This window comes from Promicromonospora sp. Populi (assembly GCF_041081105.1).
Classification (GTDB): domain Bacteria; phylum Actinomycetota; class Actinomycetes; order Actinomycetales; family Cellulomonadaceae; genus Promicromonospora.
The window spans coordinates 103323-126106 of sequence record NZ_CP163528.1 but is presented as its reverse complement, the minus strand read 5'-3'; the positions used below and the strand labels follow the sequence as shown (position 1 = coordinate 126106).

General features: G+C 69.2%; 26 protein-coding genes and 1 pseudogene. 12 read left to right on the top strand and 15 right to left on the bottom strand.

Translation table 11 applies throughout. The features are described 5' to 3' along the window. Positions 1 to 267: 267 nt before the first annotated feature. From AB1046_RS00615 to AB1046_RS00575, 9 genes are all read left to right on the top strand, one after another. Positions 268 to 1287, top strand: a complete 1020-nt coding sequence (locus AB1046_RS00615; protein ID WP_369371850.1) for a putative F420-0 ABC transporter substrate-binding protein — start codon at positions 268 to 270, stop codon at positions 1285 to 1287. Continuing rightward, a complete protein-coding gene (locus tag AB1046_RS00610) occupies positions 1284 to 2297 on the top strand; it encodes a putative F420-0 ABC transporter permease subunit (protein WP_369371849.1) in 1014 nt (337 codons plus the stop codon). Before AB1046_RS00615 ends, AB1046_RS00610 begins: the two co-directional genes overlap by 4 nt. Beyond that, the gene (locus AB1046_RS00605; RefSeq protein WP_369371848.1) at positions 2294 to 3166 is read left to right on the top strand and encodes an ATP-binding cassette domain-containing protein; all 873 of its coding nucleotides are present in this window, start codon (positions 2294 to 2296) and stop codon (positions 3164 to 3166) included. The genes AB1046_RS00610 and AB1046_RS00605 overlap by 4 nt, the downstream gene beginning before the upstream one ends. Positions 3167 to 3262: 96 nt before the next feature. After that, positions 3263 to 3658, top strand: a complete 396-nt coding sequence (locus tag AB1046_RS00600) for a hypothetical protein (protein WP_369371847.1) — start codon at positions 3263 to 3265, stop codon at positions 3656 to 3658. 69 nt (positions 3659 to 3727) lie between these two features. Then, positions 3728 to 4210: an N-acetyltransferase family protein gene (locus tag AB1046_RS00595; RefSeq protein ID WP_369371846.1), complete on the top strand. Its 483-nt coding sequence runs from the start codon at positions 3728 to 3730 to the stop codon at positions 4208 to 4210. A gap of 19 nt (positions 4211 to 4229) precedes the next feature. Next, the gene (locus AB1046_RS00590) at positions 4230 to 4718 is read left to right on the top strand and encodes an N-acetyltransferase family protein (protein ID WP_369371845.1); all 489 of its coding nucleotides are present in this window, start codon (positions 4230 to 4232) and stop codon (positions 4716 to 4718) included. Positions 4719 to 4766: 48 nt separating this feature from the next. Next, positions 4767 to 5288, top strand: a complete 522-nt coding sequence (locus AB1046_RS00585) for an RBBP9/YdeN family alpha/beta hydrolase (protein ID WP_369371844.1) — start codon at positions 4767 to 4769, stop codon at positions 5286 to 5288. Between the two features lie 80 nt (positions 5289 to 5368). Then, positions 5369 to 6628, top strand: coding sequence for a carboxylate--amine ligase (locus AB1046_RS00580; protein WP_369371843.1), 1260 nt, complete (start codon positions 5369 to 5371; stop codon positions 6626 to 6628). Next, positions 6621 to 7406, top strand: coding sequence for an aspartate/glutamate racemase family protein (locus AB1046_RS00575; protein ID WP_369371842.1), 786 nt, complete (start codon positions 6621 to 6623; stop codon positions 7404 to 7406). Before AB1046_RS00580 ends, AB1046_RS00575 begins: the two co-directional genes overlap by 8 nt. A 99-nt stretch (positions 7407 to 7505) precedes the next feature. On the opposite strand, the gene AB1046_RS00570 is transcribed toward AB1046_RS00575, so the two are convergent. The 10 genes from AB1046_RS00570 to AB1046_RS00525 form a co-directional block, all read right to left on the bottom strand. Then, entirely contained in the window at positions 7506 to 9293 is a 1788-nt protein-coding gene (locus AB1046_RS00570) for a hypothetical protein (protein ID WP_369371841.1), read from the bottom strand. 97 nt (positions 9294 to 9390) lie between these two features. Continuing rightward, positions 9391 to 10395, bottom strand: a complete 1005-nt coding sequence (locus tag AB1046_RS00565; RefSeq protein WP_369371840.1) for a LacI family DNA-binding transcriptional regulator — start codon at positions 10393 to 10395, stop codon at positions 9391 to 9393. Between the two features lie 178 nt (positions 10396 to 10573). Further along, on the bottom strand, positions 10574 to 11974 hold the full coding sequence (locus AB1046_RS00560) for a deoxyribodipyrimidine photo-lyase (RefSeq protein WP_369371839.1): 1401 nt from the start codon (positions 11972 to 11974) through the stop codon (positions 10574 to 10576). A gap of 37 nt (positions 11975 to 12011) precedes the next feature. Continuing rightward, on the bottom strand, positions 12012 to 12821 hold the full coding sequence (locus AB1046_RS00555) for a tryptophan-rich sensory protein (protein WP_369371838.1): 810 nt from the start codon (positions 12819 to 12821) through the stop codon (positions 12012 to 12014). 10 nt (positions 12822 to 12831) lie between these two features. Further along, positions 12832 to 14175, bottom strand: a complete 1344-nt coding sequence (locus tag AB1046_RS00550) for a TIGR01777 family oxidoreductase (RefSeq protein WP_369371837.1) — start codon at positions 14173 to 14175, stop codon at positions 12832 to 12834. A 9-nt stretch (positions 14176 to 14184) separates the two neighbouring features. Then, complete coding sequence (locus AB1046_RS00545; protein WP_369371836.1) at positions 14185 to 15051, bottom strand: prenyltransferase; 867 nt, start codon at positions 15049 to 15051, stop codon at positions 14185 to 14187. Further along, positions 15035 to 15373 carry a lycopene cyclase domain-containing protein gene (locus tag AB1046_RS00540; RefSeq protein WP_369371835.1) on the bottom strand — a complete coding sequence of 113 codons (339 nt, stop codon included), beginning with the start codon at positions 15371 to 15373 and terminating at the stop codon, positions 15035 to 15037. The genes AB1046_RS00545 and AB1046_RS00540 overlap by 17 nt, the downstream gene beginning before the upstream one ends. Continuing rightward, entirely contained in the window at positions 15370 to 15726 is a 357-nt protein-coding gene (locus tag AB1046_RS00535) for a lycopene cyclase domain-containing protein (RefSeq protein WP_369371834.1), read from the bottom strand. The genes AB1046_RS00540 and AB1046_RS00535 overlap by 4 nt, the downstream gene beginning before the upstream one ends. After that, positions 15723 to 17306, bottom strand: a complete 1584-nt coding sequence (gene crtI, locus AB1046_RS00530; RefSeq protein WP_369371833.1) for a phytoene desaturase family protein — start codon at positions 17304 to 17306, stop codon at positions 15723 to 15725. Before crtI ends, AB1046_RS00535 begins: the two co-directional genes overlap by 4 nt. Next, positions 17303 to 18184 (bottom strand): phytoene/squalene synthase family protein, encoded by an 882-nt coding sequence (locus AB1046_RS00525; protein WP_369371832.1) that lies wholly within the window; start codon positions 18182 to 18184, stop codon positions 17303 to 17305. The genes crtI and AB1046_RS00525 overlap by 4 nt, the downstream gene beginning before the upstream one ends. A gap of 78 nt (positions 18185 to 18262) precedes the next feature. On the opposite strand from AB1046_RS00525, the gene AB1046_RS00520 reads away from it, so the two are divergent. Beyond that, entirely contained in the window at positions 18263 to 18820 is a 558-nt protein-coding gene (locus AB1046_RS00520) for a MarR family winged helix-turn-helix transcriptional regulator (protein WP_369371831.1), read from the top strand. A 20-nt stretch (positions 18821 to 18840) separates the two neighbouring features. Here the strand turns inward: AB1046_RS00520 and AB1046_RS00515 are convergent, their stop codons facing one another. Beyond that, positions 18841 to 19134, bottom strand: coding sequence for a DUF1905 domain-containing protein (locus AB1046_RS00515; protein WP_369371830.1), 294 nt, complete (start codon positions 19132 to 19134; stop codon positions 18841 to 18843). A 19-nt stretch (positions 19135 to 19153) separates the two neighbouring features. Beyond that, the gene (locus AB1046_RS00510) at positions 19154 to 19540 is read right to left on the bottom strand and encodes a DUF1761 family protein (RefSeq protein WP_369371829.1); all 387 of its coding nucleotides are present in this window, start codon (positions 19538 to 19540) and stop codon (positions 19154 to 19156) included. A gap of 75 nt (positions 19541 to 19615) precedes the next feature. Between AB1046_RS00510 and AB1046_RS00505 the strand changes: the two genes are divergently transcribed. Further along, complete coding sequence (locus AB1046_RS00505; RefSeq protein WP_369371828.1) at positions 19616 to 20266, top strand: TetR/AcrR family transcriptional regulator; 651 nt, start codon at positions 19616 to 19618, stop codon at positions 20264 to 20266. A 42-nt stretch (positions 20267 to 20308) separates the two neighbouring features. After that, positions 20309 to 20392, top strand: a pseudogene (locus AB1046_RS00500) (Fe-S cluster assembly protein HesB); the annotation flags it as partial. 599 nt (positions 20393 to 20991) lie between these two features. Here AB1046_RS00500 and AB1046_RS00495 read toward each other — a convergent pair. The 3 genes from AB1046_RS00495 to AB1046_RS00485 form a co-directional block, all read right to left on the bottom strand. Beyond that, positions 20992 to 21381, bottom strand: coding sequence for a hypothetical protein (locus AB1046_RS00495; protein WP_369371827.1), 390 nt, complete (start codon positions 21379 to 21381; stop codon positions 20992 to 20994). Between the two features lie 162 nt (positions 21382 to 21543). After that, positions 21544 to 21843, bottom strand: coding sequence for a hypothetical protein (locus tag AB1046_RS00490; RefSeq protein WP_369371826.1), 300 nt, complete (start codon positions 21841 to 21843; stop codon positions 21544 to 21546). A 668-nt stretch (positions 21844 to 22511) separates the two neighbouring features. Beyond that, a complete protein-coding gene (locus AB1046_RS00485) occupies positions 22512 to 22781 on the bottom strand; it encodes a hypothetical protein (RefSeq protein ID WP_369371825.1) in 270 nt (89 codons plus the stop codon). Positions 22782 to 22784 lie beyond the last annotated feature (3 nt).

The following is a 22784-nucleotide window of genomic DNA, read 5'->3' as shown; positions in this document are numbered from 1 at the left end:
TCCGGGATGTGACAACTGTTCCAGACTGCCGTCCTACCGGTACAGGAGTTCGGTCCGGCCAAGTTGGGACGACGACGCTCACAGCGAATCTACGCGGGCCGTCGAATCCGCCCGGTGTATCGTGGCGGCGGGTCGCGGGACCCTCTTTGGCCCGCTGATGCGGCTCTCATTGTGAGCCGCTTCCCACCTGGACGCGAGATGGCGCGTCGCTGCTCACCCCACGGTTTTTCAGGCTGTGGGCTGTTCGTCGACCCCTGGAGCCATCGCGTGAACCCCCGCCACGTCCGTCCCGTCGTCCTGCCCGCGATCGCCGCTGCCGCGGCTCTTGTTCTTGCCGCCTGCTCGGCCGCCGCTCCCGGTGCGTCCGACGCCGGTGTGTCCGACGCCGGGGGCGCGACGCCGGCGTCGGGCAGCTTTCCTGTCACGCTCGACAACTGCGGGTTCGAGACGACGGTGGAGGCGCCGCCGGAGCGGGTGGTGACCATCAAGTCGTCCACCACGGAGATGCTGCTGGCGCTCGGCCTGGGCGAGAAGATCGTCGGCTCGGCGTTCCTCGACGGGCCGGTGCCGGACTCGCTGGCGTCCGTGCCCGCCGTCGAGCAGCCGTTCGCCGATGAGGCGCCCGGCTCCGAGGCGACGCTCGAGCTGGAACCCGACCTGGTCTACGCCGGCTGGGAGTCCAACCTGACGGCAGAGACGGCGGGCGACCGCGAGACCCTCGCCGGGCTCGGCGTCGCCACGTACGTGTCGCCAGCCGCCTGCAAGGAGGACGGGTACATGCCGGACCCGCTCACCTTCGACACCGTGTTCGCGGAGATCGAGGAGGTGGGCTCCCTGTTCGACGCCGACGACGCCGCGGCCGCGCTCGTCGAGGAGCAGCGTGCGGCGCTGGCGGCGATCGAGCCCGACGACCGCGGGCTGACGGCGCTGTGGTGGTCCTCGGGCGAGGACACCCCGTACGTGGGCGCGGGCATCGGCGCACCGCAGATGATCATGGACGCGGCGGGCCTGACCAACGTCTCGGCCGACGTGCACGACACCTGGACCTCGCTCGGCTGGGAGAACGTCGTCGAGGCCGACCCGGACGTCATTGTGCTGGTCGATGCCGCGTGGAACCCCGCGGACGCCAAGATCGAGTCCCTGGAGTCCAACGCCGCGACCCGTGAGATGACGGCGGTCAGGGAGGGGCGCTACGTGGTGGTGCCGTTCCCGGCGACCGAGGCCGGCGTGCGGAACGTCGACGCCGTCGCCTCGGTGGTGGAGCAGCTGGCGGACCTGGACCTGTGACCCGTCCCGCGCTCGCCCTGCCCGTCGCGGCGGTTGTGCTGGTCCTGAGCGTCGGCGTCGCGGTGACGATCGGGCAGGCGGACCTGGCGCTGTCCGAGGTCGGCCGGTCGCTCGCGACCCACCTCGGGCTGGGCCGGGCGCTCGGCCTGGAACCGCTGTCCGCGCTGCGCGACGGCATGGTGTGGCAGCTGCGGATGCCCCGCATCCTCACCGCGGCTGCGGTCGGCGCGGGCCTCGCGGTGTGCGGCGCCGTGATGCAGTCGCTCACGCGCAACCCGCTCGCCGACCCGTACCTGCTCGGGCTGTCGTCGGGGGCGTCGCTGGGCGCGGTGCTCGTGCTGCTGGCGGGTGTCCCGCTGCTGCTGCCGGTCGCGGCGTTCGCCGGGGCGGTGGGGGCGCTCGCCCTCGCGCTCACGCTGGCGGGGGCGCTCGGCGCGATCACGCCCACCCGCACCGTGCTGGCGGGGCTCGCGATCAGCCAGCTCTGCGCGGCCGCCGTGTCGTTCGTAATCTTCTGGTCGGCCACCGGCGACGCCTTCCGCGAGGTGCTGTCGTGGCTCATGGGGTCGGTCGCCTCGGCGACGTGGACGTCGGTGGCGATCACCGGTGGCGCCGTGCTGGTGCTCGGCACGCTGCTGGCGCTGTCCGGCTCCGTGCTCGACGCGTTCACGTTCGGCGACACCGCGGCGGCCGCCCTCGGGATCCGGGTGAACCGGACGCGCTGGGTCCTGCTGATCGGCGTCGCGCTGCTGACCGGGGCGCTCGTGTCGCAGAGCGGGTCCATCGGGTTCGTCGGGCTGATCCTGCCGCACGCGGTGCGGCTGCTCACCGGCGCGCGGCACCGGCTGCTGCTGCCGCTGTCCGCGCTGGCCGGGGCGTCGTTCCTGGTCTGGGCCGACACCCTGGCCCGCACCGTCTTCGAGCCGCGCGAGCTGCCGGTGGGCATAGTCACGGCCGCCATCGGCGCCCCGATCTTCGCCCTCCTCCTCTGGAAGGGAAACCACCGATGATTGCTGGACATTCGTCGGGCAAGAGCGTCCCGACCGCACCGGTACCCAATGCTCAGCGGGGGCTGGGGGTCGAGTCCGTCTCTTGGGGGATCGGGGGGTCCCTGGTCTTGGACGGCGTTCGGGTGGTCGCCCCGGCCGGCGCCGTCACCGGCGTGCTCGGGCCCAACGGGTCAGGGAAGTCCACGCTGCTGCGGGTCCTGGCGGGTGTGCAGCACGCGGGCCGGACGGTTTCGGCGTCCGGCACAGCGTCCTCCGCCACACCGCCGGTCATGACGTTCGGCGACGCCGACCTGGGCGCGATGCCCCGCCGAGAGCGGGCCCGCGTGCTCGCCCTCGTGGAGCAGGACGCCACCACCGACCTGCCGCTGACCGTGCTCGACGCCGTGCTGCTGGGCCGCATCCCGCACCGTGCCCTGCTCGCGGGCGACTCGGACGCCGACCGGGCCGCCGCCCACGCGGCCCTCGACGTCGCGGGAGCAAAGGACCTCGCGGACCGCGAGGTCGGCACGCTGTCGGGCGGCGAGCGCCAGCGGGTGCACATGGCGCGCGCCCTGGCGCAGCAGCCGCGCCTGCTCCTGCTCGACGAGCCGACCAACCACCTGGACATCGCGGCCCAGCTGCATGCCATGCGCGTGCTGCGCGACCTGGCCGCGGACGGCGTGACCGTCGTCGCTGCCCTGCACGACCTGAACCTGGCCGCCTCGACCTGTGACCATCTGGTCCTGCTGGACCACGGCCGGGTCGTAGCGGCCGGACCGGTCGGCGACGTGCTCGTCCCTGCCGTCCTGGAGCCGGTCTACGGGGTGCTGGTGGATGTGCTGCAGCACCCGCGGACGGGCCGCCCGGTGCTCTCCTTCGACCGCGGCTGACCCTGCTGACCTAGGTCGCAGCCGGATCCGGTGTGGCGGCAGGTTTTCTCGTCGCCCATGCTGACGGATCCGCTCACCTGAACCATGATGGGGGCCATGGCCGCTCCTGAGCTCGTAGTCCAAGCAGGCAAGGTTCTCAACCCGTGGGTGCTCCGCGTCGCCGGACGTGTCCCGCCGTTCGTGGTCCTGCACCATGTGGGGCGCAGGTCGAACAAGCAGTACGACACTCCCCTGGTCGTGTTCGCGGCCCGGCCCGAGCAGGAGATCCTGGCCGTGCTGCCGTTGCCGTGGGGGTCGGGCACCGACTGGGCCCGCAACACGGTCAGCGCCGGGACGGTGCGGCTGACCCGCGGCGGTTCGGAGTTCCTGGTCAAGGACGTGCACGTCGTGCCCGCGTACGAGGCCGTCGGCTGGCTCGCATCGGTGCCGTCGATGCTGCTCTCGGCGGCCGGCATCGAGGAGTGCCTGGTCGGGAGCCTGCACCCGGCCTGACCCTGCTGCCTGCCCGGCAGGTCGGTCCCGTGTCATCGGACGCTCCGGCGCGGGAGTATGTTTCGCGTCGTGAACCTGCGTACAGCCACTCTGTCCGACGCCGCCGCGGTCGCCCGGGTGCACCACACGACCTGGGTCACGACCTACGGGGCGATCCTCCCGCCCGAGTTCTGGGCCACCGCCACGCTGGAGCGTCGCACCTCGACGTGGCAGCGCTGGCTGGCGAACGGCGCAGCCCCGGTCGTCGCGGAGGTCGAAGGTGAGGTGATCGGCATCGCGATGGCCGGTGACGCCGTCGAGCAGGAGGACGTGGTGCCGGTACGTGGCCGGCAGCTGTACCTGCTGTACGTCCTGGCGGCGCACCACGGGACCGGCGTCGGGCAGTCGCTGCTGGATGCCGTGGTGCCGCCCGGCACCGGCGCGCAGCTCTGGGTGGCGGAGGACAACCCGAGGGCTCGCCGCTTCTACGAGCGCAACGGGTTCACTTTGGAGGGCGCGCGGGTGGTCGACGCGAGCACCGCGGACCTCGCCGAGCTACGCATGGTCAGATAGTCGGGTTACCGTTCCACTCATGTCAGACTTCCACATCCGCGCCTCGACCCCGGACGATGCCGTGGGCATCGCCGCGGTGCACTGGACCACGCGGCGCGCGATCTATGGCGACCTCCTGGCGCCCAAGCACTGGGAGTTCGAGACGCTCGGCACCCGCACCGAGGGCTGGATGCGGATCCTCGCGGCCGGGAACAAGGCGCTCGTCGCCGAGGTGGGCGAGAAGATCGTCGGCTTCGCGATGAAGAACCCGTCCGGCCCGCACCTGGGTCACCCGCCGGCCCGGGCCATCGAGCTGCACGAGCTCTACGTCGACCCGAACTTCCACGGCACCAACGTTGGCCACGCCCTGCTGGAGAACGCCCTGCCGCCCGGCACACCCGCGCAGCTCTGGACGTTCGCGTCCAGCCCCCGGGCACGCAAGTTCTTCCAGCGCGCCGGGTTCCTGCCCGACGGCGTCACCGCTACCGACCCCGACACGAACGTCCTCGAGGTGCGCCTGCTGCGCTGACGCGGGTCGGGCCTCCGCCCTGGCAGGGACTACGACGAAGGAGAGCCGATGGCACGCAGGGCAATCATCTTCCACGGGACCACCGCCAACCCGACAGTGATCTGGTACCCCTGGCTCGCCGAGCAGCTGCGGGCACGCGGGTACGACGTCGAGACGCCGCACCACCCCGGGACCAACGTCGAGCCGATCGCGACGTTCCTGCCCACCGTGCTCGCGGCGCACACGTTCGACGAGGACACCGTGCTGGTGGGGCACTCGGGCGGGGCCGCGCTGCTGCTGGCGCTGCTGGAGCACCTCGACGTCACCGTGGCGCAGGCGCTCCTCGTCGCCGGCTACTCGACGCAGCCGAACGACGGCGACGAGCCGGTGCTGCAGGGCTCCTACGACTGGGCGGCCATCCGCTCGCACGCCCGCGAGCTGGTGTTCCTCAACTCCGTGACCGACGAGTTCGGCTGCGACGCGGACCAGGGCCGGGCCATGTTCGACCAGCTCGGCGGCACGCTCGTGGTGCGCGACGACGGGCACTTCACCGCGGACACGCTGGAGATCGTGGACCGGCTCATTCCCTGACCGGACGCCCCGCGCCCGAATTTTCCAGTTCACCCACTCTGATACACAACGTTCCTTATGCACTGTGCGTGTTAGTGGGCATGACGAACCTCGCAGCCGTCCACCCGGTCATCCTCGGTGGAGACGCCGGCGCTTACAGTCTGGCTCGCGCCTTCCACGAGGGCTACGGCGTCCGGTCCACCGTCGTGTCCATCGTCCCGACGCCCAACGTCGCGCACTCCAACATCATCGAGAACGTCGTCGAGCCGCGCCTCGACGACCCCGCCGTGATGGTGGAGCTGATCCGCCGGATCGCCGCGACTGCACCAGGCCCGGTCATCGCGCTCACCTGCGTGGACTGGTACGTGCGGGCACTCTCTGAGCACCGCGATCGGCTGGAGGACGTGGCGGTCGTCCCCTACGCGCCGGTCGATCTGCTCGATCACGTGATGGACAAGCAGCGGTTCTCCAAGCTCTGCCACGAGATCGGGGTCCCCCACCCCCGCACGGAGGTGCGCGCCGGCGGGGATCCGGTCGGCGACCTCGACCTGCGGTATCCGCTGATCGCCAAGCCCGGTGACAACACGGCGTGGCACCACACGAAGTTCCATGGCAAGGCGAAGGTGCACCTGGTGCAGGATCGCGCCGAGCTGTCGATGCTCCTGCGGGCGGCCGGAGACGCGGGCTACCGGCGGCCGATGATCATCCAGGAGTACATACCCGGCGACGACTCGCAGATGCGGATCATGACCACCTACTCCGACCGCACGGGCGCAATGCGCATGGCGTGGGGCGGTCGAGTGCTGCTCGAGGAGCACACGCCCGGGACGCTGGGGAACCCGGCGGCGATCCTCACCGGGCGGCTCCCGCAGCTCGAGGCGGACACCCGCCGGCTCGTGGAGCACCTGGGCTGGACCGGGTTCGCGAACTTCGACGTGAAGGTGGACCCGCGTACCGGCGTCGGGCACTTCCTGGAGCTGAACCCGCGTACGGGGCGGTCCAACTTCTACCTGACCGCAAGCGGCCTGAACCCTGCCACCTACTGGATGGCGGACCACCTCTCCGCCGACTGGCCCAAGGCCATCGAGCCGCTGGAGGTGCTGTACCGCATCATCCCGGGCTTCCTCCTGGAGAAGTACGTGCAGGACAAGTCGATGCGCGCCGCCCTGCGCCGCGCCCATGTCGTGCACCCGCTGAAGTACAAGCGGGACCTGTCGCCGCGCCGCGACGCCTGGGTGCGTCTCGCGGAGCTGAACCAGGTCCGCAAGTTCTCGCGGTTCCACCCGCTGCAGGAAGCGGGCCCGGTGCCCGGGCAGCCTGACACCGGGCCCCTTCCGTCGGCGGAGTGCGAGGTTGCCTGACGTCGGCGCGCCGAGCGTCGGGCCCGGGGCGGGAGGCGCGCTCGTCGGGGTGCTGGGCGGGGTCGGGCCGCTCGCGACCGTCCTGTTCCTGGAACGCGTCGTCCGGCTGACCGACGCGGCACACGATCAGGACCACGTCGACATGGCGGTGCTGCAGCACGCGACCATCCCGGACCGGACGGCGTTCGTGCTGGGGCGCTCCACCGACGATCCAGGGCCCGTGCTCGCCGCCGACGCGCGGCGACTCGCCGCTCTGGGGGCCGACTTCCTCGTGCTGCCGTGCAACACGGCACACGCATTCGCCGGTGCGATCGGCGCGGCGACGTCGGTCCCCCTGCTGTCCATGGTGGACGTGACGGTGTCCGCGGTGCTGTCGTCCGATACCTGGGCCGGTCGCCTCAGCGGGCCACGGCCGGAGGCCGTCGGCCTCCTCGCGACGGAGGGAACGATCGCGTCGGGCGTCTACCTGGACGCCTTCGGCGCGCTCGGCGTCAAGGCCCTGGTGCCGGACGTCGCCGGCCAGGCGATGGTCACGTCCCTGATCTACGACGGCGTGAAGGCGGGCCGTGGCGGTGACCTGACCGCGCTGGAGGGTGTCATCACCAACCTGCGCTCGCGCGGGGCCGGCGCGATCGTGCTGGGGTGCACCGAGCTGTCGGTCGCGGCGGAGGCGACCCCGCCGGCCCTCCTGCCCGACGTCGTGCTCGTGGACGCTCTCGACGAGCTGGCCCGGGCAACCGTGCTGCGCGCGGGGCGGCGGCTGCGCGCGGAGGGATGACGGTCGCCGTGGTGGTCGGCGTCGTCTTGCTGGCCGGCGTCGTCTTGCGACAGTGCCGCGGGTCCGGGGCGAGCGACGATCCGCCCCGGACCCCCGTTCCTACCCGGTGACGTCGACGCGGTCGATCGCCAGGGTGAACCCGCTGCTGGCGGGGTTCTTCTGACCGGTCGGCCTGAGCGTGAGGGTGTGGCTGCCGGATGCGAGCGTCGGGCTCGTCCAGGTGACTCCGCTGGCGTTACGAGTGGCGGCGTAGCCGTCCACGACCGTTGCCGCTCCCCCGTCGATGCTGACGGAGTAGCGCCCCTGGTCGGTGTCGCGCACGGAGCGCAGCTCGACCTTCGTGCCGGTGAAGGCGAACGTCGCGACGTCGCTCGAACCGGACGCCCAGTTGGCCGTGCCCGCGAACATGTCCGCGATCCCCGTGGTCGTGCCCCAGCCCGACGTGTAGGCGAACTGGTTCTGGCCGGTGCCCTTGACGTTGCCGTCCACGGTCGTGACACTGCCGCCGCTGGAGGTGCCCGGCAGGATCCGCACCGAGTAGGCGTCGGTGGTCGACGTCCACGGCACGGTGACGCTCAGGTTGCCGCCGTTGACCGTCGCGTTGGTGTCACTGATCGTGAGCGGCTCCGGCAGCGCACCCTCCACGAGCCGTTGGACGACCACCCGCACCCGTCCGTTCTGCAGGAAGCTCGACGGAATGCCGCTGAGCTGAGCCGTGAGCGTCCCGCTGAACGTGCCACGGGACCCGAGCAGCACCGAGACGGACCTGGCCGAGTCGTCCCGGGTGGCCAGCAGGTCGACGCCGCCCGCACCGGCGGACTGCACCACGGTGCCCGTCGCGTCGGCGGAGGCCTTGTAGACCCAGTACGCGCCCGTCGTCTGCACGCCGGACCCCGTGTTGACGAGCAGCCCGTCGAGCAGTCCGCTGCCGCAGCAGTTGTTCCAGATCGCGTGCACGGCGGACTCGTACCGGGCCCGTTGCAGCTGCGCGAGGTACCACGCGGCGAACCCGGCGAACTGCTGGTCGCTGTAGAGGTACTCGTTCATCGCGATGGGCATGTTCGGAAAGCCCGCGGCGGCGAGCTGGCTGCGCGCCTCGTTCGCGTCGGCGAGCGGCTCGCCGCTGAAGTGCCAGTTCCAGATGTCCGGCATCGTGCCCGCCGTCCGGGCCTGGTTGAGATAGTTCTGCAGGGTCGGCCAGTGATAGTTCGGGATGGACGGGCCCACGATGATGGCGTCCGGGTACAGCGCGCGGATCGTCTGCACCCCCTTGTTCCACATCTGGTAGTACTGCTCCTGGCTGCGCGGCCAGAAGTACGAGTTGGCCGCCGGCTCGTTCCAGATGTCGAACCGCACGTCGTCGTTGAGCAGACCGTCGTCACCGAGCCGTTCGATGAGCTCGGTCAGGAAGGCCACCCAGTTGGCGCAGGCGGGGCCGTCGTCGCAGGGCTCCTCGATGGGGTCGGGGCGGATGCCGGACCCGTCCGAGCCCCACAGGTCGGAGAGGATCAGGTCGAACGTCGCGTCGTACGGCGCGCGCGTGACCCGCTTGGCCTGGGCGCTTGCTGCGGCGTAGCGGGGGTTGAACTGCGCCTCGCCCAGCGCCCAGCCGAACGAGCCCGGCTCGTCGATCTCTCCGCCCGAGCGGAACGACGTCGGCTTGAGCGGACGCAGCAGTGCGTCGGAGGGGGCCGAGCCGTCGGTCGACAGGCCGTAGAGGAACCCGCGGCCGATGCCAAGGTTGCCGACCCCCGTGGACTGGCCGACGTTCACCGTCACCGTGGCAGTCGCGGCCGTGGCCGGCGTGGCCACCACGAGTGCTCCGGCAGCCACTGCGGCGGCCGCGAGCGCGGCCAGCAGCGATGCTGCCCATGTTCTCTTCTTCATCTTTCGCTCCTTTGCGAGGTGGGATGGGTAGCGGAACATCACGTGTATCGTCAAACCGGTTTGATCCTGCAGCGACCGAGCCGCAGGAGCTGGTGGGTCAGTGCCTTCGGCTGGTACCTCGGTCGATCATGACCGGGGTCAGCAGGCGGCGGGTGAACGGGATCTCGGGATCGTCGATCCGGCTGGCCAGCAGGTGCACGGCGTCGGCAGCGACACGTGCCGCCGAGGTCTCGATCGCCGTGTAGGGCAGGGAGAACATCCGGCCGAACTGCTCCGGGTACAGGCTCACGACGGCCAGGTCCTCAGGCACGCGCAGCGTCCGCTCGTGCAGGATCTGCTGCAGGTCGGCGAGGGCGCCGTCGTTGTGCACCAGCAGCGCCGTGGCCTCCGGGTGGGCGTCCAGCGCCGAGGAGATCGCGGCTGCGCGGCGTTCCGGGTCGGCGTCGCCCTCGACGGCGTGCAGCTCGACTCCGAGCTCGGCGGCCTTGGCCACCACCGCGTCGCGGAACAGCCAGGCGTATGCCAGCTCGAGCCGGAAGATCGCGTCGGGGAGCGTGACGAAGACGGCCTCTCGGTGCCCCTCGTCGTGCAGGTGCTGCACCAGCAGGCCGCCTGCCGCAGTGAAGTCGAGGTCCACGACATCGAGCTCGACATCACCCTCGGGCACACCGATGAGCACAGCGGGGCACCTGGCTTCCGCGAGCGCGGCGAGCCGGTCGTCGTGCCGCTTGACGTCCAGCAGGATGACGCCGTCGACGAGGTTGCTCTCGCTGATCCGGGTGATCCCGGCGGAACCCTCGTCCTCGGTGACCAGCAGCACGTCGTAGCCCAGCGAGCGGGCGGTCTCCGTGATCGCGAGCACGTACTGCATCGTCGCCGGCGCGAACTCCTCCGGCGTGAACGGCACGATCAGGCCGAGGATCGACGACTTCGACGTCGCAAGGGCACGTGCGCCGGCGTTCGCCGTGTACTTCAGCTCGCGGATCGCCTCGTCGATGCGCTCCCGCGTCGCCAGGGAGATGGGCCGCTTGCCGGACAGGGCGTGCGAAACGGTGCTGCGGGAGACGCCCGCAACACGGGCGACGTCGCCGATTGTGGACACTGTGGCCTCGCTGCCATCGATCGTCAAACCGGTTCGTCCAACCGATTTGACGGAGACTAGCAGGTGCACGCCCGCGTAGCGATCCCTTAGGCACTCTCGCCCGCGGCCTTGAATCGTCCATTGAGCAGTCCTGGTCGGTGCGTCGGACCATGCCTGGGTGCGAGCGAGCGCAGCGGCTTCAGCGCATTTCGCGTTCGCGGTGCTGAGCCTCCTTGACCGCTTCATACCGGTCCAGCGCCACTGCGCGCTCGTACTTGTGGTCGACGACGGGTGCGGGATATCCGGCGGGCGGACCGTCGGACAGCTTCCAGGGCTGGTGCACGGCCTTGCCGGTAACGTCCGTGAGCTCGGGGACGTACTTCCGCACGTAGTCACCGTCCGGGTCGAACCGTTCCCCCTGCAGCACCGGGTTGAACACGCGGAAGTACGGGGCGGCGTCGGTGCCGCTGCCGGCCACCCACTGCCAGCCGTGCTGGTTGGAGGCGAGGTCGCCGTCGACGAGCAGCTGCATGAAGTGCCTGGCACCCCACCACCAGGGCAGGTGCAGGTCCTTGACGAGGAACGACGCCGTGATCATGCGCACCCGGTTGTGCATCCAGCCCTCGGCCCGCAGCTGCCGCATCCCGGCGTCGACGATCGGAAACCCGGTGCGTCCCTCCTGCCAGGCGGCGAACAGCCGGTCGGCGTGCTGCCCGCTGTCGGTCACGAGCGCGTCGAAAGCACGGTTGTAGTTGCGGCGAGCGGAGTCGGGACGCTGGTCGAGGATCTCGGCGTAGAAGTCGCGCCACGCGAGCTCGCTGCGGAACGACTGCGCGCCGTCCGACATGCTGGCCCCGATGTCGGCGAGCAGGGTGCGCGGGTGTACACAGCCGTACTTCAGGTAGACCGACATGCGTGAGGTGCCCGGGCGGTCGGGCCGGTCCCGGCCGTCGGCGTACGCGTCGAGGTGGTCGTGCCGGAACCGCTCCCAGCGCCGGTGCGCCGCCGCCTCTCCCGGCTCGGGCAGGTCTGCGTCGACGGCGGGCAGGTCGGGCACCGGTGTGGCCTCGACGGCCACCGTCTCGGGATCGATCCAGTCGAGGTAGCTGGCATCCGTCCGGGCCGGCTGCCGCCATCCGTGGTCGGCCCAGGCCCGACGAAACGGCGTGAACACGCGGTAGCGGCCTCCGTCCGCGGCCCGGACACGGCCGGGAGACACCGCGTAGGGCGAGCCGCTGCGTACAAGTTCCCGATCCTCCTTGACCAGCGCGCGCTCGACGTCGTGGTCACGGACCTGGCCGTACGGTCCGAAGTCGGCGGCGACGTGGACGGCGCCGGCGTCGATCTCGCGAGCGACCCGCGGGACGACGTCGACCGGGTCGCCCTCGACCACCAGGAGCCGCCCGCCCAGGCTCTGGTCCAGGGCCTGCAGGCAGCCGTACAGGAACCACAGCCGCGCTTCCCCGGCCGGCGCGAGCAGGCGCGGGTCGAGCACGAACAGGGCGAGCGCGCGCCGGTTCTCCCCCGCGGCCAGGAACGTGGGCTGGTCGGCCACGCGCAGGTCGCGGCGGAACCAGATCAGTGCTGGGGCGTCGGTCATCTCTGCCCTCCCCCTGCGCGGCGGCGGCTGAGCATGTTCACGCGGCGGCCTTGCCGGTGCTGCGCGTCGTGGCAAGCACACGTAGGCCCACCGTGACGCCCAGGACGATGACGGCTGTGGCGGCCGCCGCCACCGCCGTCGGGACGGATTGCGGCGTGCCGTCCCAGCGAGCCACGGCGATCCAGGCCAGGCCCCAGGCGATCGCAGCGGCCACGGCTATGCGGCCGCTGCCCCGCACGGCCAGAGCAACCCCGACCACGCCGACCATCACGAGGGTCGCGACCGCCCACCAAGCCGGATCGATGCTCCCGCCGTCGAACCCCGAGGCGGTCAGAGCCGCCGCGACGTTGGCGACGGTCGCCACACAGACCCAACCGAGGTAGAGGCCGAGCGTCCCGTCCACCAGGAGGCGCTCCACGGCTCCGGCTGCCCGGGAGCTCAGCAGGATCACGAAGATCCGGGCGAGCACCCCGAGCAGCACAGCGATGACCACGACGCTCACCCAGAGCCAGCCCGCCTGGACCACGAGGATCCATGCGGCGTTGAGGAACATGCTCGCGGCCACCGGCAGCCGCAGCCGGCGCTGTCGCTGCGCCGCTGCAGGGCTGGGGAACCACTGGAGCGCGGTGTACCCCGCGAGGCCGAGATAGACCACGGTCCACACCGAGAAAGCCGGGGACGCCGGTGCGAGCAGGGTCGCGTCGGCGGCAAGCGCGCCGCCGGCCGCCGACGCGATCGGCGTACCGCCGAACACCCCGACCCCGATCATGGATCCGATGATGCAGACCAGGAAGCTGAGGGTGACGACGACCTGCTGAACCCGGTCGTTGGAACTGTGGTCGTTCATCTGGTTCTCCTTAGTCCGCGGCCGGCCAGTCCCGGCCGAGCAGATGACGAAGCGCCGGCTCCAGTGTGGGGTGCCGGAACCGGTGCCCTGCCGCCAGGAGCGCAGCGGGATACACCCGCTGGCTTGCCTCGGCGAGCTCGGCGGCGCCCTCCCTGCCCAGCAGGAGTTGCGGCCCTGGTCCCGGGACCGGGACCAGGGCCGGGCGCCGTAGCACCCGGGCGAGCGTCGCGGCATAGGTGCTGTTGCGCACTGCGTGCGGCGCCACCGCGTTGACCGGGCCCGACAACCTGGTGTCGTACAGAGCGCGGTGATATACGTCCACCAGGTCGTCGATGCCGATCCAGGACTGCCACATCCGGCCGTCGCCGAGCCGGCCGCCGAGACCCGCGGCGAACAGCGGGCGAAACAGCCGCAGCGTGCCCCCGGCCGGGGACTGGACCAGCCCGGTCCGCACCGTGACCACCCGCAGGCCGGCCTCGGCCGCGTGCGCCGCGGACTGCTCCCAGTCCGCCACCACCTCAGCAAGAAAGCCGTCGCCGGGCGGGCTGGTCTCGATGAGTTCCTCGTCGCCTCGGTCCGGGCCGTAGTACCCGATCGCGGAGGCGCACACGAACACACCAGGTCCTTCCGGTGTGCGCCCGGCCAGCTCTGCCAGGGCGCGGGTGGGACCGATCCGCGAGTCGCGCACGGCCGCGCGGTGGGACGAGGTGAACCGCCCGGCAATCGAGGCGCCGGCAAGGTGGACCACCGCGTCGACGCCGTGCAGCAGGTCCTCGGCCGGTGCGTCCGGGTCCCAGTGCCGTTCGTCGGGGCCTCGCGTCGCGCCGCGCACCAGTCGGATCACGCGGTGGCCAGCCGTGGTGAGGAACGGCGCAAGAGCACTGCCGACCAGTCCCCGGCTGCCGGTCATCGCAACGACCATCGACCGGTCGCCGTGATTTCGGGCGCTCGCCTGCGCCGCCAGGTCCATGCCGAGCTGGCGGTGCCGATAGGCGAACATGGACCGCAGCGCAGCGGCGGGCACCGGGGTGTCCACCGTGTCGGTGATGCGGGTGCGCACGCCCTCGTCGTGGAACTCATGGGTGTGCCGCCAGCTCACGACCCAGCACAGGGGCGCGGAGACCAGCTCGTCGACGAACCGCTGCGGCGGCTCGTAACCGGTATGCCTGGCCACCCAGCGCAGGCCGAGCGGCAGCCGCAGCACGGCCTCGCCACCGTCCAGCGACGTAGCCTCCTGGAGCACCCGCAGGGGCGACCACGGGGGTGTGAGCCGCATGATCGCGCCGGGCCGTTCGTGCCAGGCGAACACCTCGTCCCGCGGGTATCCCACCACGCTCGAGTGAGTCAGTGACATGAGGCCTCCCTAGGTGCGGTACAGCTCGGTCGCGATGAGCAGGATCGTCACTGCGGCGCCCGCCGCGTAGTTGACCCACAGGAAGTGACGCCACCCGCCGTTGGCCCGCGCGGAGTCCTCGTCGTCCAGCCGCGCGTACGGAAGTGCAAGCGCGAGATACGGCAGCGCGAGCAGCCCGGCAAGGCCGGTGGGCCAGCCCGTGGCGGCGACCAGCAGGCCGGCGGCGATCCACGCGCCCATCGCGAGGCGGACGGTGCGGGCCGCGCCGAACGCCGTCGCGATCGAGGAGATGCCTCCCACCCGGTCGGGGACGACGTCCTGGACCGCACCGAAGGCGTGGCTCGCCATCCCCCAGAGGAGAAAAGCGCCGAGCACTGCGAATGTCTCAGGCGTCAGGTCGGCATGGGCCAGCGCCAGCCCGTAGACCGCCGGACTCACGAAGTGCACGCTGGAGGTCAGGGAGTCGAGCACCGGCACCTCCTTGAACCGGAACGGCGGCGCGGAGTACGCGACGAGCGCGAAGATGCTGACGGCGAGCACAGCCCAGGACAACGGCGGGCCGAGCAAGATCAGCGCGACCACGAAGGGCACGCAGGTCAGCACGGACACCGTAAGGACGAGGCGATGGCGCCGGGGCGGCAGGAGCGCACCCTCGACCCCGCCCTTGCGCGGGTTGGCAAGGTCCGACGCATAGTCGAACACGTCGTTGATCCCGTAGAGCGCGAGGTTGTACGGCACCAGGAAGAAGAGCGTCCCGACGACCAGAGCCACATCCACCTCCCCCGTCGCCAGCAGGTATGCCGCGGCGAACGGGTAGGCCGTGTTGATCCAGCTCAGGGGGCGCGAGGCGCGCACGAGGTCAGCGAGCACGACCATCCCCGGAGCGGGAGGCGAAGAACGACCAGAGCGCGGGCAGCAGGACGACGGCGGCCAGGGGGTACGCGAAATCCTCGACCGGCGCCAGCCCGATCCGGACCCCCGAGATGTGGGCGTCGGAGTACGCGATCAGCCCGGTGGCGATCATGACGTTGTCGAACACGGCGGTAAGCACGAGCAGGGCGACGGCGGCTGCCGTGAGGGCCTGCCAGGACGTGGGTCGAGCTCTAGAAACACCACCTCGTACGACGGCGAGGTGCGCGACGACGGCGACCAGGCTGGCCGTCGCGGCAAAGGCGAGCGCGAGCAGCAGGTAGGTCATCGCGCCTCGTCGTCTCGCGGGCTTGGTCGGCGGCTCGGTTCAGCCCGGTCCATGAGCCGCTGTGCGCCCAGGACAACCACCATGGTGAGCTCGCAGAGGAACATGAGGAACACCAGCTCCTCGACGGGCAGCTCCGGCGCGAGCAGGAGCCCTGTCATGTACGGCCCGGCACCACGGAAGAAGATGCCGAGCCCGATCCCGGCCAGGTCCCAGGCCAGGAAGAACGCGGTGCCGATCGCGAGGACGGCAGCCGCTCGCGCCGGGGCGGCCCAGCAGAAGAGCCGGAACTTCCGGTCCACGACGAGCACGCCGGTCGCGGACACGAGCAGCGCGGCGAGGTAGCCGAAGCTCATGGGGCCTCCGGTTCGGGCAAGGGCCCGGCGCTCGTGTCGCCCCGCAGCCTTTTCAGCACAAGCTCCGCACTGATGAGACACATGGGCAGGCCGATCCCGGGGATGGTCGTGGCGCCCGCGTACAGCAGGCCGGACACCCGTGCGGAGGCGTTCGATCCGCGGAGCATGGCGCTCTGCCGCAGCGTGTGCGCGGGACCGAGGGCGCCGCCGCGCCAGGCGCCGAAGTCCCGCTCGAAGTCGGCGGGGCCGATGGTGCGCCGGACCACCACTCGTTCAGCGAGGTCGGCGGTCCCGGTCCAGTCGGCGATCTGCGCTATCGCGTCGTCCACGATGCGCTCCACGCGCGCGTCCCCGGCGCCGTCCAGGCCGCCGGCACCGATGGTGGTGTCGGCGGGCACGGGGATGAGCAGGAACAGGTTCTCGTGGCCAGGCGGGGCAACGTCGTCGGTGGCGCTCGGCCGGCAGACGTAGAGGGACGCAGGATTCGGCACCGAACGATGCGCCCCGGAGATCGCGTCGAACCCTTCCTGCCAGTCCCGGGCGAAGAGCAGCGTGTGGTGCGCGAGCCGCGGGAGCTCACCCCGCACGCCCAGCAGCGCCAGCACCGCGCCCGGTCCGGGATCGCGCCGCTCCCACCAGCGATCGCTGTGGCTGCGGTGCGCGGGATCGAGCAGGCTGCGCTCCGTGACGTGCAGGTCCGCCGTCGACACGACGACGTCCGCCTCCAGCTGGTGGGAGCCGCCCGTGCCGTCGGTGACCTCGACGCCGGTCACGGCGCCGTCGGCCACCGTGATCCGGTCCACCCGCTGCCCGGTGAAGAGCTTCGCGCCCGCGCGCTCGGCGACACGCGCGACCGCCTCGATCACGGCACCGAACCCGCCGCGCGGGTACAGCACCCCCTGGGCCACGTCGAGGTGGCTCATGAGGTGGTACATGCTGGGCGCCCCGCTTGGCGAGGTGCCCAGGAACACCGCCGGATAGCCGAGGATCCGGCGCACCCGGTCGTCCGTCGTGTGCCGGTTGATGAAGCTGTCCAGAGGCTCCCCGAGCAGGCGCACCAGACGCGGCACGCGCCGCACGAGATCCGGGTCGAGCAACGGCGTGAGCGAGGCGAACGTCGCATAGAGGAACCGCTCGGTGGCTAGGCGGTACGTCTCCGCGGCCGAGTCGAGGTAGACACCCAGGTCCGGCGCGGACGGCGGGTCCAGTGCGAGCAGCGCCTCGCGGGCGCCGTCGGCGGGCAGGTCGAAGGGCTCAGGGTCGCCCTCGAAGAAGACCCGGTAGGAGGGGTCGAGCCGGACGAGGTCCAGCTCGGCGTCCGCGCTGGTGCCGAGCAGGCGGAAGAAGTGGTCGAACACCTCAGGCATCAGGTACCAGGACGGGCCGGTGTCGAACCGGAAGCCGTCCTTCTGCCAGCGTCCGGCGCGTCCACCGAGCTCCTCTCGGGCCTCCAGCAGCGTGACCTCGGCGCCTTCGCGGGCGAGCAGCGCGGCCGTCGCCAGGCCCGAGATGCCGCCACCGACCACGATCACCCGTCGCCCGCGCATCTCGTCGTCGCCGATGTAGTTGGCGCGCCTCATCGCCTACCTTCCCGTGCCTCGGCCAGGGCCGTGGCGACGACGCGGAGCTTGACGGCTCTCGACAGGGAGACACGCTGGCGGCGCAGCTGTGCGGTGGATGTCTTTCGTAGCCTGTCGTTGAGCTCGGCGAACAGCCCCGCCGCCACCGCGGTGGCCCGGCGTGGGCCGGGAGGCAGCAGGGGGATGACGGCGCGGGCCGCGGCCAGGTCGGCGTCGATGTCCTTGACGACGACCGCCTTGTGCTCGTCGTCGAACCCGCTGGGGACCATGCCGGGAAAGTAGGACCGGCCCAGGCGGTCCTCGTCGTCACCGAGGTCGCGCAGGAAGTTGATCTTCTGAAACGCGGCGCCCAGCCGGCTGGCGCCCCCTTCGAGCCGCTCACGTGCTGCAGGGGTGACCTGGTGGTCGTGCAGGTAAGCCCGCAGGCACATCAGCCCCACTACCTCCGCGGAGCCATGCACGTAGGTGCGGTACTCGGCGTCGGTGAGCGAGTCCACGGGGTCCAGGTCGCGGCGCATGGAAGCGAAGAAGGGGCGTACGAGCACCTCGTCGATGCCGATGGTTCTGGCCGTTGCGGCGAAGGCGTGCACCACCACGTTCGCGCTGAAGCCGCTGTGTATGGCTGTGAGCGTCTCGCTCTCCAGGGCGTCGAGGGTGTTACGGCATTCGGCCGGCGCGAGGCCGGCTTCGTGCGCAGGTCCGTCGACCACCTCGTCGGCCACGCGCACGAGCGCGTAGATGTCCTCGATCATCGCGCGGACCGTGGGCGGCAGCAGACGGGTGGCCAGGCTGAATGAGGTCGAGTAGGCGCCGATGATCCGGGCAGCTGCGACGTGCGCGGTCTCGGAGTACAGCGCAAGGGATGACGAGGGGTTCATGACTCACGCTCCATGAGGTTTTGCTAGCCAGGCTATATTTAAGCACAGCAAGCATTACCCGCCGGATAGGATCTGGATGTGGTCCATGAACAGGAGCCGGGCGAACCCGTCGAGCCGTCGATGCTGGATCCGCGCGTGATGGACCCCGACCAGGAGATCGTCCAGCGGGCCGGCCTGGACGACCAGGACGTCGACCAGGTGGTGCGCGTGCTCGAGGCGCTGCGCGGATGGCGCGAGACCGAGCGCCGGATGAGCGAGGCGTCCCGCCGGTACATGAAGCTCGGCGAGAGCGACATGCGGGCGATCCGCTACATCATGGCCATGCAGAACCACGGGCGCGTGGTGACGCCGGGCGCGATCGCCGAGCACCTGGGCATCACCACGGCCTCGACCACCAAGCTTCTCGACAGGCTCGCCACGGGCGGCCACGTCCGCCGGTTCCCGCACCCGTCCGACCGGCGCAGCCTCGCGATCGAGGTATCGGAGGAGACGCGGCGTGTGGCTCGCGAAACCGTCGGTCGCAGTCACGCCCGCCGGTTCGACGCCGCCGCGCGCCTGACGCCGGACGAGCGCGACGTCGTCACTCGCTTCCTGGACGACCTCGCGAGCTCAGCTCCGGAAAGCGCCCCGAGCTAGGCGATCGCACCGCGGCGCGATCAGTTCAAGCGCTGCTGCAGGTGGACCGTGACGGCGTCGCCGGCCTGCTTTCCGATCTCACGGCGCAGCTTGGCCGCAATCGGGAGCTTGTGCGTGCCGTCGCCCAGCGCCATGAACGAGCTGGTGAACGGAACGCCGTCGACGGTGCCGGTGACCTTGACAAGGCCACGGGTGCCGAAGTACTCGGCCGAGTCGTCGAGCTTGAGGTAGGTCCAGCCGCCCTTCGCTTCGCTCTGGAGCAGTACGGCGGTGAAGGTTCGGTCGAGCGGGCCCGCGCTTGTTGCTGTGGACATGATCAGATTCCCTTCCGGATCAGTGGATGAGGCCGACGGCGAGTGCGATGAGCAGGAGCTTCAGCAGCCAGTCGCCTGAGTGAATGGCCGCGGTCTGCCAGGGCACGCGTTCCCAGATGATCGAGCCCGTGAGCAGCACCAGGGGGAAAGCCGCCCAGAGCACTAGCGCCAGCAGCAGGGCCGAGGGCAGGGTCAGCATTCCGGCCTGTGCGGCGATCCATGCGAACCCCGCCCCGACCACGACCGTCCGCGCCAGCTCGGTCACCGCCTTCCACGGAGCAGGGCGCCCGCGGTCAAGGGCACGGTCGCCGAGCGCTCGCTGTTCGAGCGGTGTGGTGACGACGTAGTAGACGGAACTGAGCACGAACGCCGCCACGGCAGCGACTGCGACACCCAAAGCGATCATGATGCTCCTCCTCATTTTTAGTACTAATCAGTACTGTAGGCGGGGCGCGCAGTACTGTCCAGTACTATTTAGGATGTGACCACTTCAGCCTCACCACCGCGACCTCGCGGAAGGCCCGGTGGCAGCCGCGGCACCGACCTGCTCGCGATCGCTCGCGACGTTTTCCTGGCGCACCAGTACTCCGGTGCCACGATGGACGCCGTCGCCGCAAGAGCGCGGATCTCGAAGCAGACCCTCTACCGGCAGTACCCGTCCAAGGAGGTCCTCTACGCGGCCGTCGTCCGGGACTGGGTCGATCGCGGACGCGACTCGATGAGCCCACACCTGCAGCAGCTCATGCAGACGGACGACATCCAGCAGGGACTGCTGGGGCTTTCGCGGACGCTGCACGCCGGCGTCCTGAGCCCACCGGTCCTCCAGATGCGGACGCTGATCGCCGCCGAGGCCGAGCGGTTCCCCGAGGTGGCCGCCGACTATGTGCGGCGCAGCTGGGAGCACAACCAGGCACTCCTGGCCGACGCCTTCCAACACCTCGCCACCCGTGGTCTGTTACGGATCGACAACCCGCAGGTCGCCGCCGAACAGCTCACCTGGCTCACCCTGGCCGCACCCCTGAACCGTCTCACCCTCACCGCCGGAGCGGCGCGTTACACCGCCGAGGAGCTGGATGTGGTCGCTCATGAAGCTGTGACGACGTTCCTGGACAGGTACGGGACTGTCGGCTGATCCAACACGAGGCAAGATGGAGACACGGCTACCGAGCTCTGGATCACCGGCGACCCCGACACGGACCGACTGCTGAGCGACGACCCGTTCGCGCTCCTCGTCGGCATGTTGTTGGACCAGAACATCCGCTAGCCACTGACGGCTTGAGAGGCTCGGCGAATGCGTCGTCCCAGTTCAAAGACCGGTCGGAACCCGAAGTGCTGCTCTACAAGCTCCCGCGGTCCGGTCAATCGCCGGTTTGAGCTGCCAGTTGAAGCCGTTTACTTCGTGAAAGTGCTGTCCAAGAGCCTTCCCGATCCGCCAGAGAGGCGAATACGGTATCCACTCCACGTTGAAGCCATCACGTCACCGTCGCTGCATCGGGCAGTTGGGCATGCCAAAGAATGTCCGATCCGGATCCAACTTTCACCAGATTTCGGACGCGCCTCGAACGCAGCGGCGGGTCAAGAAGAACAATGGCTGCAGTGCAATCGGGCACCATATGAAACTCCGTCACCGCCAACCCATCGGGACGACCCCTACATTCGAATGATGGCAAGTCTCGCGAAATGCGCAGATCGCCATCATCAATGGAGAAATAGGTCGTCATTAAGGTGGCACTCCCTTTCCGAGACTCGAGATGGGGACCCGTTCAATGAGCCGCGCCGATTCGGCTACTCGATCGGCCGACCGAAAGCCTTCACTGCAGTGCGGAACTACACCCCCGACGGCGGCCTGCTCAGTCCTCACGAATCCCACCACTCGCCTACTTGCGCAGGATCGCCTCCACGAGCGAATTTGTCGATCACTTGCCAGGCGCGATCTAAAGACAGCACGAATTCGGACGCGAACTCTACAAAGTCGTCTATCACCAGGACCTCTGCATCCTTGGTCGCAGACGGATCCGCGACAAGAAGTGCGGTCGTCGCCTCGTCGGACACGAGTTGGACGACACCCCGTTCCCCCCTGAAACCCAGCGTGAGGAGGGGGAACTGTGCATCGCCGCGAACCTCGAGGTATCCCTGCCCTTGATCACGCAGCTCGCCGAACCGTGCGATGAGACCGTCGTAATCGTCCTGTTCGGCCGGAACGAAACTTCCAGTTGTAGGAGACGTGGCAGCCCAGAAAACAGCCAACTTTCTTCCTCCTCACCAGTCATCTTGACCACTGCTTCGGAGCTGCACCTGCAGCCGCCCACCCTGCTGGCCGAACAATTTCGCTGCCATGCGGGCCTACAGACGACGCCCTCAACAGCGGTCAGCCCCTTAGCGGCCAGCGGCTCGTCCAGTGACCCAAGGTCATCGATAGTCGAACGTGTAGCACCATGCAAGCGCTTGGACCGCTTCCTCTCCAACTTCCGGGTGCTTCGGGCGGAAATCTGCTGCCGCTTGCTCACCCATCGCTGCAAGATCAGAAACCTTCGCATGGGCGCTAGTTTTGTAAAACGCCTCCTCGATTTCAAGGATTCTTGCCAGAAGTGTCCGCCCTACGCTATCTCCGTAATCACGGATGACCGATTCGGAATCACGTGTTGGGCTATCCGAGCACTCTCGACCGGTCCAAAGAACTATTGCCGCAGTTAACTCGCCATCAGCCACGCCGATCGACTCCAAATCTGGTTAGATGCCAATAGGAGCGAGGCGCAGAGTTACTAGCCCTCGTGATAAGCCGATACTATCGCCCAGACCTCAACGATTGACTTCCCCGATCTCGGAAATTAGCTCGCGGACCTCCGAACCAGTCAAACGGAATGGGGCCGCACAGTGTTGCAGATAGTCGCCTTTCTGACCTTCCGTCCATTCGAGCCAGACAGACAGGGAGGCGACATGTTTAACTATAATCGATCTTTCATAGGCACGAGATCCCCAGTCCTGCCACGTTTGCCATCTCGAAGTTCTCCCTAGGTCTCCCGAATCGCGGCTCTCGTCAATTATTGACGCAAGCATCTTTCGTAGCGCCTCTGCGATCACCGGGCTTCCGAAATAAGGCTCAGGGACACTGTCATCATCGAACTTTAAACGCACAATCGCAGATATCAAGGCCTCACGCTCTGCGATAGTCAAATCAAGATTCACCACTAACACTTCCTGGTCAGATCGGTGTCGATCCGAGGTAAGGCCATGACACTGCAACACCCTTCAGCCCAAGCCGAAACATTTCCATGGAATCAATCGCAGCTCGATGAACAATGCCTCGACATTGCCGACAGAACTGTCGAAGCAAAATAAACCTGAGCACCCATTACAGCGCGAGCGAATTGCACTTGTCAATCAAGGACACCGGGCGACAACTTGCCAACCGCTTGCGACATGCATTCACGTGTTACATGTTCAACCACGATGACGCGGGAAAGTACGGCGGATCGCCCCGGTCCGACATCTTCCGCCAGATCCTGCGCGAGTCGTTCCTTATCGTAAAAAGTTACCGCAAATGAACGGCCCTCATTGTACACTACAGCTTCCCAGAATACGCCCTTCGATTCAACCTCCCACGCATAGTCGTCGAAGTCATCCGGAAATCTGACCTGGTAGGCCATATC